Raw genomic sequence first — 12838 nt, forward strand, 5'->3', positions numbered from 1 at the left:
CCACGCCTCACCGCCCCTCCCCCACGTGACCGAGCACACCCCCCGCTCCGCCGGAAGTCCCGCGACAATGAGGGGGTGATCACTTCGCCCGCACGGAGCACCCGCCGCACCGAGCACGCGCCGACGCCCTACGTCGACCTGACCCGGGCGGAATGGAGTGCCCTGCGCGACAAGACGCCGCTGCCGCTCACCGCCGAGGAGGTGGAGAAGCTCCGGGGGCTCGGTGACGTGATCGACCTGGACGAGGTACGGGACGTCTATCTGCCGCTGTCCCGGCTGCTCAACCTCTACGTCCAGGCCACCTCCGGGCTGCGCGGCGCGCTCAACACCTTCCTCGGTGACGCCGGCGGCGGCCACGGTGAGCAGCGCGGCACGCCCTTCGTCATAGGGGTCGCCGGCAGTGTCGCGGTCGGCAAGTCCACCACCGCCCGTATCCTCCAGGCCCTGCTGGCCCGCTGGCCGGAGCACCCGCGGGTGGAGCTGGTGACCACGGACGGGTTCCTGCTGCCGATGAAGGAGCTGGAGTCCCGCGGGCTGATGTCGCGCAAGGGGTTCCCGGAGTCGTACGACCGGCGGGCACTGACCCGGTTCGTCGCCGACATCAAGGCCGGCAAGGACGAGGTGACCGCCCCGGTCTACTCCCACCTGATCTACGACATCGTGCCGGGCGAGCGGCTGTCCGTGCGCCGTCCCGACATCCTGATCGTCGAGGGCCTGAACGTGCTCCAGCCCGCGCTGCCCGGCAAGGACGGCCGCACCAGGGTCGGACTGGCGGACTACTTCGACTTCAGCGTGTACGTGGACGCGCGCGCCGAGGACATCGAGACCTGGTACCTCCACCGCTTCCGCCGGCTGCGGGAGACGGCGTTCCAGAACCCGTTCTCGTACTTCCGCAAGTACACCCAGGTCTCCGAGGAGGAGGCGCTGGACTACGCGCGCACCATGTGGCGGACCGTCAACAAGCCGAATCTGCTGGAGAACGTGGCGCCGACGCGCGGGCGTGCCACCCTGGTGCTGCGCAAGGGCCCGGACCACAAGGTCCAGCGTCTGTCGCTGCGCAAACTCTGAGTCCTCCGGGGGTCCCTCGTGCTGCATCTGCGCCTCATCGTGCCCGCCGGCCTGACCGGGGCGGTAGTAGAGGTGGCCGAGCGGACCGTCGGCGCCACCCACCTCGTGGTGCTGGCCGGTGCCGCCCGCCGTCCCGCGGGCGACGTGGTGATGTGCGACGTGGCCCGTGAGGCGGGCGACGAGCTGATCGGCGCGCTGCGGGAGCTGGGGATCGACCGGTCGGGTTCGATCACCGTCGAGAACATGGACCTGACCCTCTCCGCGCACGCCGACGAGGCGGAGCGGCAGGCGCCCGGGGAGAGCGCGGACGCGGTGCTCTGGGAGGAGCTGAGCGAGGTCACCCACGAGGAGTCCACGTTCAGCGCCACCTATGTGGCCTTCCTCGCCGTCGCGACGATGCTGGCGGCCTGCGGCGTGATGCTGGACAACGCGATCCTGATCGTCGGCGCGATGGCCGTCGGGCCGGAGTTCGGGCCGCTCGCGGGGATCTCGACGGCCCTGGTGCAGCGGGCCCCCCGGCTGGTGGGCCGGTCGCTGTGGGCGCTGATCGGCGGGTTCCTGGCGGCGATGGTGCTGACGGCCGGGTTCGCCTGGCTGATGGACGGCTTCGGGCTCTTCCACGCGGACATGATCACGGCCGACCGGCCGAACACCGGGTTCATCTGGCACCCGGACTGGATGTCGTTCGTGGTGGCCCTGCTGGCGGGCATCGCCGGGACGCTCTCGCTGACCTCGGCGAAGTCGGGGGCGCTGATCGGGGTGGCGATCTCCGTGACCACGGTGCCGGCCGCCGCCAACGCCGCGGTCGCCTTCAGCTACCAGGACCTGAACCAGACGTGGGGCTCGTCGGCGCAGCTGCTCGCCAACCTGGGCGGCATCGTGGTGGCGGGCACGCTGACCCTGCTGGTCCAGAAGGGGCTCTGGGCCCTCCAGCGCCGGTCGGCCCCGGCCGTGAAGCCGGGGCCGGCCGGATGAGCGGGCGGGCTCTCTTCACCCGTACGGGGGAACGTCAGCCCAGGGCCGATTTCACGACGTCCGCCAGCTGACCGGCCACGGCCCGCGCCTGCTCGATGTCGGCGGCCTCGACCATGACCCGCACCAGCGGCTCCGTACCGGACTTGCGCAGCAGTACCCGGCCCGTGGAGCCCAGCTCACGCTCGGCCTCGGCGACCGCGGCGGCCACCTCCGCCGAGGTGTCCACCCGGGACTTGTCGACGTCCCGCACGTTGACCAGGACCTGCGGCAGCCGCCGCATCACCCCGGCGAGTTCGGCGAGCGTACGCCCGGTGGCGGCGACCCGGGCCGCGAGCATCAGGCCGGTCAGGGTGCCGTCGCCGGTCGTGGCGTGGTCCAGGACGATGACGTGGCCGGACTGCTCGCCGCCCAGCGCGTAGCCCTCGGCCTTCATCGACTCCAGGACGTAGCGGTCACCGACGGCGGTCTGGACGAGCTCGATGCCCTCGCGCTCCATGGCCGTCTTGAATCCGAGGTTCGACATGACCGTGCCGACGACGGTGTTCCTGCGGAGCCGGCCGGCCTCACGCATGGCGAGGGCCAGCACGGCCAGGATCTGGTCCCCGTCGACCTCCTCGCCGGCCGCGTCCACGGCCAGGCAGCGGTCCGCGTCACCGTCGTGCGCGATGCCCAGGTCGGCGCCGTGCTCGACGACGGCGGCGCGCAGCAGGTCCAGATGGGTGGAGCCGCAGCCGTCGTTGATGTTCAGGCCGTCCGGCTCCGCGCCGATGGTGACGACCTCGGCACCGGCCCGGGCGAACGCCTCGGGCGAGACCCGGGCGGCGGCGCCGTGCGCCTCGTCCAGCACGACCTTCAGCCCGTCGAGCCGGTTCGGCAGTACGCCGATGAGGTGGGCCACGTAGCGCTCGAAGCCCTCGGTGTAGTCGGTGACCCGGCCCACCCCGCCGCCGGTGGGACGGTTCCACGGCTCACCCGTGCGGTGCTGCTCGTAGACCGTCTCGATACGGTCCTCCAGCTCGTCGGCCAGCTTGTGGCCGCCCCGCGCGAAGAACTTGACGCCGTTGTCCGGCATGGCGTTGTGGCTGGCCGAGAGCATGACACCGATGTCCGCGCCGAGCACCCCGGTGAGGTACGCCACGGCCGGAGTCGGCAGCACACCGACCCTCAGCACGTCCACGCCCGCGCTGGCCAGGCCCGCCACGACGGCGGCCTCCAGGAACTCGCCGGAGGCGCGGGGATCGCGTCCCACCACGGCGGTCGGCCGGTGCCCCTCGAAGGTTCCCGCCTCGGCCAGTACGTGCGCCGCCGCGACCGAGAGCCCGAGCGCGAGCTCGGCCGTCAGGTCCGCGTTGGCGACACCGCGCACGCCGTCCGTGCCGAAGAGTCGTCCCACTGGTGTCCTCCGAAGGTGCTCCGAAACCGCAAAACCGTCAGCGATCAAAACCACAAAAGCGATCAGTCAAAACAGGGCAAGGCGATGCACCACCTACCGAAACACGACAGGAAGAGGCCACCGGCCCGATAAACGTCTTAAGCCGTTATACGCCCGCGAGGGCTGATAAACGAACGCCCCAGCAGCACGGAGCGTGCCGCCGGGGCGAACGTGTGGAGCAGACGAGCAGGCGATTTAGCGCTTGCTGTACTGCGGAGCCTTGCGGGCCTTCTTGAGACCGGCCTTCTTGCGCTCGACCGCACGGTCGTCGCGGGAGAGGAAGCCGGCCTTCTTCAGCGTGGCGCGGTTGTTGTCCACGTCCGCCTCGTTCAGCGCGCGGGCCACACCGAGGCGCAGGGCGCCGGCCTGACCGGAGACACCGCCACCCGCGATGCGGGCGATGACGTCGTAACGGCCGTCGAGCTCGAGCACCTTGAAGGGCTCGTTGACTTCCTGCTGGTGCACCTTGTTGGGGAAGTAGTCCTCAAGGGTGCGACCGTTGATCTTCCACTTGCCGGAGCCCGGGACGATCCGGACGCGGGCGATGGCGTTCTTGCGACGGCCCAGGCCGGCGGCGGGCTGCGGGTCGCCGAAGCGGCCCGCGAGCGACTCGGAGGTGTACTCGCCCTCGACGGGGACCTCCGACTCGAAGGTGGTCACCTCGGCGAAGGTCTCCTCGCCCTCGGCGCCCGCCACATCTTCGGTGGTCGTCTCAACAGTGGTCTCGGCCACGATTCTCCTCAGATCTTTCTTTTGGTCTCGGGGGGAAGGCCGGAACTACTGCGCGACCTGGGTGATCTCGTACGGGACCGGCTGCTGAGCGGCGTGCGGGTGCTGGTCACCCGCGTAGACCTTCAGCTTCGAGATCATCTGGCGACCCAGGGTGTTCTTGGGGATCATGCCCTTGATGGCCTTCTCGACGGCCTTCTCCGGGTTCTTGGAGAGCAGCTCGTCGTAGCGCACGGAGCGCAGACCACCCGGGAACCCGGAGTGGCGGTACGCCATCTTCTGGGTCTTCTTGTTGCCGGACAGGTGAACCTTGTCGGCGTTGATGATGATGACGAAGTCGCCCATGTCCATGTGGGGGGCGTAGATCGCCTTGTGCTTACCCCGGAGGAGGTTCGCAGCCGTGGTGGCCAGACGGCCCAGGACGATGTCCTGGGCGTCGATGATGTGCCACTGGCGCGTCACATCGCCGGGCTTGGGGCTGTACGTACGCACGGTCGTAGCCTTCGCTTCTTCAGTGGATGGGTCCAGACACATGGCACCTCTGAAGCGATCATGCAGCTGGGGCTCACACTGCCGGGGACGCTGCCCGTATGCGAGCCACTGGTAACTGCTCCAGAGAACCTACGTAAGGGCCCTTCGCGTGAGAACGACCAAGCCAATACGTATAACAAACCAGAAGAATACCGTTCGGCCCCCGCGCGGGTCAAAACGCCCCCCGCGCGGGCGGCCCCACCGCCTCCTACCTGGCGCGTTCCACCCGGCGCTCGTCCCAGACCGGCTCCGTGGTCTCCCTGACCACCCCGTCCGAGCCGAAGACCAGGAAGCGGTCGAAGGACCTCGCGAACCAGCGGTCGTGGGTGACGGCCATCACCGTGCCGTCGTAGACCTCCAGCCCGTCCTGGAGCGCCTCGGCGGACTCCAGGTCCAGGTTGTCCGTCGGCTCGTCCAGCAGCAGGGCCGTCGTCCCGGACAGCTCCAGCAGCAGGATCTGGAAGCGGGCCTGCTGGCCGCCGGACAGCTTGTCGAAGGGCTGGTCGCCCTGCCGTTCCAGCTCGTAGCGGCGCAGCACGGACATCGCGCCGCCCCGGTCCCTGGCGTGTTCGGACCACAGGATGTCCACCAGGGACCGGCCGAGCAGTTCGGGGTGGGCGTGGGTCTGCGCGAAGTGGCCGGGGACCACCCGGGCGCCCAGCTTCCACTCACCGGTGTGCGCGACCGGCTCCCCGGCGAGCAGCCGCAGGAAGTGCGACTTCCCCGACCCGTTGGAGCCGAGGACGGCGACCCGCTCGCCGTAGTAGACCTCCAGGTCGAAGGGTTTCATCAGGCCGGTCAGCTCCAGGCCGGTGCAGGTCACGGCCCGCACCCCGGTCCGGCCGCCGCGCAGCCGCATCCGGATGTCCTGCTCGCGCGGCGGCTCCGGGGGCGGGCCGGCGTCCTCGAACTTCTTGAAACGGGTCTGCATGGCCCGGTAGCGGGAGGCCATGTCCGGGCTGTTCGCCGCCTGCTGGCGGAGCCGCAGCACGAGCGCCCTCAGCCGCTTGTGCTCCTCCTCCCAGCGCCGCAGCAGCTCCTCGAAGCGGGCGAACCGCTCCTTGCGGGCCTGGTGGTACGTGTCGAAGCCGGCGCCGTGCACCCAGACGTCCGAGCCGGCCGGGCTGGGCTCCACGCTGACGATCTTCTCGGCGGCGCGGGAGAGCAGTTCCCGGTCGTGGGAGACGAACAGGACCGTCTTGCGGGTCTCCTTGAGCCTCTCCTCCAGCCACCGCTTGCCGGGCACGTCCAGATAGTTGTCCGGCTCGTCCAGCAGGAGCACCTCGTCGGGGCCCCGCAGCAGCGCCTCCAGCACGAGCCGCTTCTGCTCACCGCCGCTGAGCGTGCGCACCTCGCGCCACTGCGCCTTCTCGTACGGGATGCCGAGCGCGGCCGTGGTGCAGACGTCCCAGAGCGTCTCGGCCTCGTAGCCGCGGACCTCGGCCCAGTCGCTGAGTGCCTGCGCGTACGCCATCTGCGCGGCCTCGTCGTCCACCGTGAGGATGCGCTCCTCGGCGGCGTCGACGGCCTCGGCCGCCCGGCGGATGTTCGGCTGGGCCACCGAGACCAGCAGGTCGCGTACGGTCCGCTCGTCGCGCACGGACCCGACGAACTGGCCCATCACCCCGAGCCCGCCGCTCACCGACACCGAACCGCCGTGCGGCTGGAGCTCCCCGGCGAGCAGCTTCAGCAGTGTCGTCTTGCCCGCGCCGTTCGCCCCGACGAGGGCGACGACGGCCCCGTCCGCCACCCGGAACGAGGCGTCGCCGAGCAGCACCCGCCCGTCCGGCAGGTAGTACTCCAGATGGCCCGCTTCGAGATGTCCCATGACAGCATTGTCACGGCCCGCGCACCCCGGCCCCAACCGATTTGCCGTCGGTCTAGGATTCGCCGCATGAGCTTTGGGCAAGGGGGGCCCTCCTGGGGGCCGGAAGAGAGCCGGACTCCGGACTGGGCGGCACTGGCCGACGCGTCCGCCGCGCGCAACCGCCGCAGGAAGTGGCTGATGATCGGCGGCGGGGCTCTCGCCACGGCGGCGGTCGCCGCGATCGTGGCCACGGCCGTCATCACGACGAACAACGGCGGCTCCACCGCCTCGGGCAAGAAGGCGAGCGAGCTGCCCGCCCCGGCCGACCTGCCCTCGCAGAGCGCCGCCCCGCAGCCCTCCTTCTCCTCGGTCGCGCCGCTGCCCCCGCCGGATCCGAAGGACTACATATCCGACGCCCGTAAGGACAGGGCCCCGGTCACCGTCGACGCCTTCTTCCCCGGGAAGCGGCTGAACATGGGTGACCGCGCCTACACCAAGGGCGCGACGCACCGCACCGGGAGCTGCGCGACGACCACCCAGGGCGCCCTGGGGCAGGTCCTCACCTCCAACGGCTGCGACCAGGTCATCCGGGTCACGTACCGCAAGGACGGGGTGGCGGTCACCGTCGGCCTCGCCGTCTTCGGCACCGAGGCCGAGGCGAAGAAGGCCGCCGAGCAGGCGTCCGGCGGCCTCGCCTCCCTCAGCGGCTCGGGGGTGCCCACCTTCTGCCGGGGCGGCTCCGTCTGCCGGCGTACCGCCAACTCCTACGGCCGGTACGCCTACTTCACCGTCGGCGGGTTCACCAGCGGCAGGAACGTCACCAAGGCCGACACCGCCGTCTTCACCGCGGGCAACGACCTCACCGACTTCACGTTCCGTCAGATCCGGCACCGGGGCGAGGTCCAGGCGTCCGCGGCGGCCGCGGCGCCGTCCACCTGACCGGGGAAGCCCGTGCCCGCGGCGGGCCCGGTCCGGAGCGTCCGCGCCCCGGGCCCCGCGCCGCCGTCCGCCGGCCCCCGGTCAGCAGCAGCCCGCCCCCGGCAACGTCCTGACGTTGCGGGCCTCTTCGGCCCTGGCCGCCAGCAGGCCGTCCGCCGGGTAGGCGACTTCCTCCAGCGTCAGCCCGTGCGGGCGCACCACGTGCACCCCCGGGTCCCGTACCTTCGCCGCCAGCACCTCGGCCGGCCACCCGGCGGGCCGCCGCCCGTCTCCGACGAAGAGCGCCGCGCCGATCAGCGCCCGCACCATGTTGTGGCAGAAGGCGTCCGCCTGCACGGTCGCGGTCAGCACCCCGGACTCCGCGTCCCGCACCCAGTGCAGCTTCTGCAGGGTGCGGATGGTCGTGGCGCCCTCACGCTTCTTGCAGTAGGCCGCGAAGTCGTGCTCGCCCGTCATCAGGGCCGCCGCCTCGTTCATCGCGTCCAGGTCCAGCGGCCGGTCGTGCCACAGCACATGGCCCCGCAGCAGCGGGTCCACCCCGCCCGGCCGGTCCCCCACCCGGTAGGCGTACCGCCGCCACAGCGCCGAGAACCGCGCGTTGAACCCCGCCGGGGCCGGTTTTGCCCGCCAGACCCGTACGTCCGGTGCCAGCCGGCCCGCCAGCCGGCGCAGCAGCTTCTCCTCGTGCTCGGCCCACACCTCCACCGGCAGGTCCACGTGCGCGACCTGGCCGCGGGCGTGCACCCCTGCGTCGGTCCGTCCGGCCACCGTCAGGTCGTAGGTCACCGGGGACCGTGTCACGGTCCGCAGCGCGTCCTCGATCTCCCCCTGCACGGTCCGCCTGCTGGTCTGCTTCGCCCAGCCGGAGAAGTCCTTGCCGTCGTAGGAAAGGTCCAGCCGTACCCGCACGTATCCGGGCTCTGCCTCGTCACTCACCCGCGCATCCTCTCAAACGGGAACGGGCCCGCACCGCCCCGGAGGGAGGTGCGGGCCCGTCCAGGGGTCCCGGGGACGTCAGGCGTCCTTGGACTCCTCGGCGGCCTCGTCGGCCGGCTTGGCGTCCTCGACGGCCTCGTCCTTCTTGAGGGCGTCTTCCTTCACGGCGCGCTTCGTGGCGGCCTCGGCCTCACCGGTGGCCTGCTGGGCCACGGTCAGCGCCTCGACCAGCTCGATGACGGCCATCGGGGCGTTGTCGCCACGACGGTTGCCGATCTTGGTGATGCGGGTGTAACCACCGGGGCGGTTCTCGTACCGCGGGGCGATCTCGGTGAAGAGCGTGTGGACGATGCTCTTGTCCGTGATCGACTGCAGCACCAGGCGACGGTTGTGGATGTCGCCCTTCTTCGCCTTGGTGATGAAACGCTCGGCGACCGGACGCAGGCGGCGGGCCTTGGCCTCGGTCGTGGTGATGCGGCCGTGCTCGAACAGCGACTTCGCGAGGTTGATGAGAAGAAGCTTCTCGTGCGCAGCGCTGCCGCCCAGACGGGCGCCCTTGGCGGGCTTCGGCATGGTGTTTCTCCTTGTGTGCTGCACCGGCCGTATCAGGTACCGGTGTCAGTTCCCGCGAGGCGGCCGCCCCGCGGAAGTCTTCCGCTCGCCGGCGGGGGCACCCGGGAGACCCCGGGTGCCCCCGCCGAAGACGATCAGTACTGCTCGGTCTCCACGAAACCGGCGTCCGCGTCGTCGTCCGCGCCGAAGGCGTCGGCGGCGGCGGTCGGGTCGAATCCGGGCGGGCTGTCCTTGAGCGCCAGGCCCATGCCGGCCAGCTTCGCCTTGACCTCGTCGATCGACTTGGCGCCGAAGTTGCGGATGTCGAGCAGGTCCGCCTCGGAGCGGGCCACGAGCTCGCCCACCGAGTGGATGCCCTCACGCTTGAGGCAGTTGTACGAACGGACCGTGAGCTCGAGCTCCTCGATCGGCAGCGCCAGATCGGCGGCGAGCGCGGCGTCCGTCGGGGACGGGCCCATGTCGATGCCCTCGGCGTCGATGTTGAGCTCGCGCGCCAGACCGAACAGCTCGACCAGGGTCTTGCCCGCCGACGCCATGGCGTCGCGCGGACGCATGGCCTGCTTGGTCTCGACGTCGACGATCAGCTTGTCGAAGTCGGTGCGCTGCTCGACACGGGTCGCCTCGACCTTGTACGTGACCTTGAGCACCGGCGAGTAGATGGAGTCGACCGGGATCCGGCCGATCTCCTGGCCCGCCTGCTTGTTCTGGACGGCGGAGACGTAGCCGCGACCGCGCTCGACGGTCAGCTCCATCTCCAGCTTGCCCTTGCCGTTCAGCGTGGCCAGGACCAGGTCCGGGTTGTGGACCTCGACACCGGCCGGCGGGGCGATGTCCGCGGCGGTGACCAGGCCGGGGCCCTGCTTGCGCAGGTACATCACGACCGGCTCGTCGTGCTCCGAGGAGACGACCAGCTGCTTGATGTTGAGGATGAGGTCGGTCACGTCCTCCTTGACGCCCGGCACGGTGGTGAACTCGTGCAGGACACCGTCGATCCGGATGCTGGTGACGGCGGCACCGGGGATCGAGGAGAGGAGCGTGCGGCGCAGGGAGTTGCCGAGGGTGTAGCCGAAGCCCGGCTCCAGCGGCTCGATCACGAACCGCGAGCGGAATTCGTCGACGACCTCTTCGGTCAGCGACGGACGCTGAGCGATAAGCATGCTGAGATCCTTGCGGTCATGGGCACCCGCTATTTGATGCCCGACAGATGAGACAAGGATACGGGCGGTACGTCCCGAAAGGACATGCCGCCCGCATCCGGCGTTACTGGCGCACGGCCGTCACCGGCCGCGACGGATCAGACGCGACGACGCTTCGGCGGGCGGCAGCCGTTGTGCGGCGTCGGGGTGACGTCCTGGATCGAACCGACCTCGAGGCCCGTGGCCTGCAGGGAGCGGATCGCGGTCTCACGGCCGGAGCCGGGACCCTTGACGAAGACGTCGACCTTGCGCATGCCGTGCTCCTGCGCGCGGCGGGCGGCGGCCTCGGCGGCCATCTGCGCGGCGAAGGGGGTGGACTTGCGCGAGCCCTTGAAGCCGACGTGGCCGGCGGAGGCCCAGGAGATCACGTTGCCCGAGGGGTCCGTGATCGAGACGATCGTGTTGTTGAACGTGCTCTTGATGTGCGCGTAGCCGTGAGCGACGTTCTTCTTTTCCTTGCGACGCACCTTCTTGGCTGCGCCCTGACGACCCTTGGGGGGCATGTCTTGACTCCAGATGGAGAGGGGAGGTGATCGGTCCTACAGCGAAGACCGCTGGTTGCTGCGAACCCCCGGGAACCCGGGGACGCGCAGTGCGTCCGCTGAGGACTACTTCTTGCCCGGCTTCTTCTTACCGGCGATGGCGCGACGCGGGCCCTTGCGGGTACGCGCGTTCGTGCTGGTGCGCTGACCGTGCACGGGCAGGCCACGACGGTGGCGGATGCCCTGGTAGCAGCCGATCTCGATCTTGCGGCGGATGTCGCCCTGGATCTCGCGGCGGAGGTCACCCTCGGTGCGCAGGTTGGCGTCCACGTACTCGCGGATCTTGACCAGGTCCTCTTCGGCCAGGTCGCGAACGCGGGTGTTCGGGTTCACACCGGTGGTGGCGAGGATCTCCTTGGACCGGGTGCGCCCGATACCGAAGACGTAGGTGAGGGCGACTTCCACGCGCTTTTCGCGCGGGATGTCAACACCTGAAACGCGTGCCATTCAATGGCTCCAGTTGTTATTTCGGGGGTCTTCCGCAGTACCGCTCCCGGACGCCGACCCCGCCCGTGGGGCGAGAGGTGGTACGCCCGGGTCCCCGGCCCCCGCCGGAGGTGTCGTCAGCCGGAGCTTGGACGGGCACTGCTTATGTACGTGTACGTGCGTCGCGCGAAGAACTGCGAGATGCAGGTGGTCGTGCGTCAGCCCTGGCGCTGCTTGTGGCGCAGGTTGTCGCAGATGACCATGACCCGGCCGTGACGGCGGATCACCTTGCACTTGTCGCAGATCTTCTTGACGCTCGGCTTGACCTTCATGGGATGTCAGGTTCTCCGGGTCAGTGCTTCCGCCACGCCGAAACGGGACGGCGGCAAGATCTACTTGTAGCGGTAGACGATCCGGCCACGCGTCAGGTCGTACGGAGAGAGCTCCACCACGACCCGGTCATCCGGGAGGATACGGATGTAGTGCATCCGCATCTTGCCGCTGATGTGCGCGAGGACCTTGTGACCGTTCTGGAGTTCCACCTTGAACATGGCGTTCGGGAGGGACTCGATCACGGTGCCCTCAATTTCGATGGCACCTTGCTTCTTGGCCACGCTTCGCCTTTCGAATCGGCTACCTTGATCGACTCCCGACCACCGGTGTGCGGACACACGGATGCACGAGAGCCGACGAGTCAGTCTACGTCAGCGAACCCCAAAAGACGAATCCGTCAAGTTTGCCCACTCCCGCTGATCGGAAAACCAGCGCGGGACCGCCGGGGCCCGCCCCGGGGCGGGCTCAGGCCAGCGGGTCGGGCGCCGCCTGGACGCCGTACTTCGCCAGCCGCTCACGGCCGCAGTCGGGGGCGGTCAGCACCAGCGGACCCTCCTCGGTGAGCGCGATCGAGTGCTCCCAGTGCGAGGACCAGCTCTTGTCGGTGGTCAGCACCGTCCACTCGTCGGCGAGGACCTCCGTCTTCGCCGTACCCAGCGAGACCATCGGCTCGATCGCCAGGCAGACGCCGGGGACCAGCTTGATGCCCTTGCCCCGCTTGCGGGAGACGTAGTTCAGCAGGTGCGGGTCCATGTGCATCTCGGTGCCGATGCCGTGGCCGCCGTAGTCCTCGATGATCCCGTACTTGCCGGTGGCGGGGCGGGGCTGGCGGCGGATGTAGGACTCGATGGCCTTGGAGATGTCGACGAGCCGGTTGTTCACCTTCATCGCGGCGATCCCGGCCCACATCGACTCCTCGGTCACCCGGGAGAGCTCGACCAGCTCCGGAGCGTGACCGGTGCCGACGAAGGCGGTGTACGCGGCGTCGCCGTGCCAGCCGTCCACGATCGCGCCGGCGTCGATCGAGATGATGTCGCCGTCCTTGAGGACCGTCTCGTCATCGGGGATGCCGTGCACGACGACCTCGTTGACCGAGGTGCAGATCGTCGCGGGGAAGCCGCCGTAACCGAGGAAGTTGGAGGTGGCGCCGTGCTCGGCGATCACCTTGCGGGCGACCTCGTCGAGGTCCTTGGTGGTGGCTCCGGGGACCGCGGCCTCGCGGGTGGCGGTGTGAACGGCGGCGACCACCAGGCCCGCCTCGCGCATCTTCGCGATCTGCTCGGGGGACTTGATCTGCACCATTGCTCAGGGCCTCTCATCTGCGAGGGGGGTTCGGGTCGACGGCCGTATC

The 12838-nt window shown here is 69.9% G+C and carries 15 protein-coding genes; 3 read left to right on the forward strand and 12 right to left on the reverse strand.

Annotated elements, in window-relative coordinates:
• Positions 1-75: 75 nt before the first annotated feature.
• Together coaA and CP967_RS13120 are read left to right on the forward strand one after the other, a co-directional pair.
• Positions 76-1068: a type I pantothenate kinase gene (coaA, locus tag CP967_RS13115; RefSeq protein ID WP_150488169.1), complete on the forward strand. Its 993-nt coding sequence runs from the start codon at positions 76-78 to the stop codon at positions 1066-1068.
• Positions 1069-1086: 18 nt separating this feature from the next.
• Positions 1087-2043, forward strand: a complete 957-nt coding sequence (locus tag CP967_RS13120; protein WP_150488170.1) for a DUF389 domain-containing protein — start codon at positions 1087-1089, stop codon at positions 2041-2043.
• A 34-nt stretch (positions 2044-2077) separates the two neighbouring features.
• Here the strand turns inward: CP967_RS13120 and glmM are convergent, their stop codons facing one another.
• From glmM to CP967_RS13140, 4 genes are all read right to left on the reverse strand, one after another.
• Complete coding sequence (glmM, locus tag CP967_RS13125; RefSeq protein WP_150488171.1) at positions 2078-3436, reverse strand: phosphoglucosamine mutase; 1359 nt, start codon at positions 3434-3436, stop codon at positions 2078-2080.
• Positions 3437-3670: 234 nt separating this feature from the next.
• Positions 3671-4207 carry a 30S ribosomal protein S9 gene (gene rpsI / locus CP967_RS13130; protein ID WP_150488172.1) on the reverse strand — a complete coding sequence of 179 codons (537 nt, stop codon included), beginning with the start codon at positions 4205-4207 and terminating at the stop codon, positions 3671-3673.
• Between the two features lie 45 nt (positions 4208-4252).
• Positions 4253-4696 carry a 50S ribosomal protein L13 gene (gene rplM / locus CP967_RS13135; RefSeq protein ID WP_136201730.1) on the reverse strand — a complete coding sequence of 148 codons (444 nt, stop codon included), beginning with the start codon at positions 4694-4696 and terminating at the stop codon, positions 4253-4255.
• A gap of 247 nt (positions 4697-4943) precedes the next feature.
• Positions 4944-6563, reverse strand: coding sequence for an ATP-binding cassette domain-containing protein (locus tag CP967_RS13140; protein WP_150488173.1), 1620 nt, complete (start codon positions 6561-6563; stop codon positions 4944-4946).
• Positions 6564-6629: 66 nt separating this feature from the next.
• Between CP967_RS13140 and CP967_RS13145 the strand changes: the two genes are divergently transcribed.
• Complete coding sequence (locus tag CP967_RS13145) at positions 6630-7481, forward strand: hypothetical protein (protein ID WP_150488174.1); 852 nt, start codon at positions 6630-6632, stop codon at positions 7479-7481.
• An 81-nt stretch (positions 7482-7562) separates the two neighbouring features.
• Here CP967_RS13145 and truA read toward each other — a convergent pair whose 3' ends face one another.
• The 8 genes from truA to map all read right to left on the reverse strand — a co-directional run bounded on the left by truA (position 7563) and on the right by map (position 12789).
• Complete coding sequence (truA, locus tag CP967_RS13150) at positions 7563-8417, reverse strand: tRNA pseudouridine(38-40) synthase TruA (RefSeq protein ID WP_150488175.1); 855 nt, start codon at positions 8415-8417, stop codon at positions 7563-7565.
• A gap of 78 nt (positions 8418-8495) precedes the next feature.
• Positions 8496-8990: a 50S ribosomal protein L17 gene (rplQ, locus tag CP967_RS13155; protein WP_150488176.1), complete on the reverse strand. Its 495-nt coding sequence runs from the start codon at positions 8988-8990 to the stop codon at positions 8496-8498.
• 134 nt (positions 8991-9124) lie between these two features.
• Positions 9125-10147 carry a DNA-directed RNA polymerase subunit alpha gene (locus tag CP967_RS13160; RefSeq protein WP_024755423.1) on the reverse strand — a complete coding sequence of 341 codons (1023 nt, stop codon included), beginning with the start codon at positions 10145-10147 and terminating at the stop codon, positions 9125-9127.
• 137 nt (positions 10148-10284) lie between these two features.
• A complete protein-coding gene (gene rpsK / locus CP967_RS13165) occupies positions 10285-10689 on the reverse strand; it encodes a 30S ribosomal protein S11 (RefSeq protein WP_150488177.1) in 405 nt (134 codons plus the stop codon).
• 105 nt (positions 10690-10794) lie between these two features.
• Positions 10795-11175: a 30S ribosomal protein S13 gene (rpsM, locus tag CP967_RS13170; RefSeq protein ID WP_014047799.1), complete on the reverse strand. Its 381-nt coding sequence runs from the start codon at positions 11173-11175 to the stop codon at positions 10795-10797.
• Positions 11176-11372: 197 nt separating this feature from the next.
• A complete protein-coding gene (gene rpmJ, locus CP967_RS13175; RefSeq protein WP_003956441.1) occupies positions 11373-11486 on the reverse strand; it encodes a 50S ribosomal protein L36 in 114 nt (37 codons plus the stop codon).
• 60 nt (positions 11487-11546) lie between these two features.
• Entirely contained in the window at positions 11547-11768 is a 222-nt protein-coding gene (infA, locus tag CP967_RS13180) for a translation initiation factor IF-1 (protein WP_003956442.1), read from the reverse strand.
• 184 nt (positions 11769-11952) lie between these two features.
• A complete protein-coding gene (gene map / locus CP967_RS13185) occupies positions 11953-12789 on the reverse strand; it encodes a type I methionyl aminopeptidase (RefSeq protein ID WP_150488178.1) in 837 nt (278 codons plus the stop codon).
• Positions 12790-12838: the final 49 nt, after the last annotated feature.

Source organism: Streptomyces nitrosporeus (genome assembly GCF_008704555.1).
Classification (GTDB): Bacteria; Actinomycetota; Actinomycetes; order Streptomycetales; family Streptomycetaceae; genus Streptomyces; species Streptomyces nitrosporeus.

Excerpts from the sequence above, each read along its gene's own strand:
- rpmJ (WP_003956441.1), bottom strand. The coding sequence starts at position 11,486 with ATGAAGGTCAAGCCGAGCGTCAAGAAGATCTGCGACAAGTGCAAGGTG.
- rplQ (WP_150488176.1), bottom strand. The coding sequence starts at position 8,990 with ATGCCGAAGCCCGCCAAGGGCGCCCGTCTGGGCGGCAGCGCTGCGCAC.
- rpsK (WP_150488177.1), bottom strand. The coding sequence starts at position 10,689 with ATGCCCCCCAAGGGTCGTCAGGGCGCAGCCAAGAAGGTGCGTCGCAAG.
- map (WP_150488178.1), bottom strand. The coding sequence starts at position 12,789 with ATGGTGCAGATCAAGTCCCCCGAGCAGATCGCGAAGATGCGCGAGGCG.
- CP967_RS13160 (WP_024755423.1), bottom strand. The coding sequence starts at position 10,147 with ATGCTTATCGCTCAGCGTCCGTCGCTGACCGAAGAGGTCGTCGACGAA.
- rpsM (WP_014047799.1), bottom strand. The coding sequence starts at position 11,175 with ATGGCACGCGTTTCAGGTGTTGACATCCCGCGCGAAAAGCGCGTGGAA.
- CP967_RS13140 (WP_150488173.1), bottom strand. The coding sequence starts at position 6,563 with ATGGGACATCTCGAAGCGGGCCATCTGGAGTACTACCTGCCGGACGGG.
- CP967_RS13145 (WP_150488174.1), top strand. The coding sequence starts at position 6,630 with ATGAGCTTTGGGCAAGGGGGGCCCTCCTGGGGGCCGGAAGAGAGCCGG.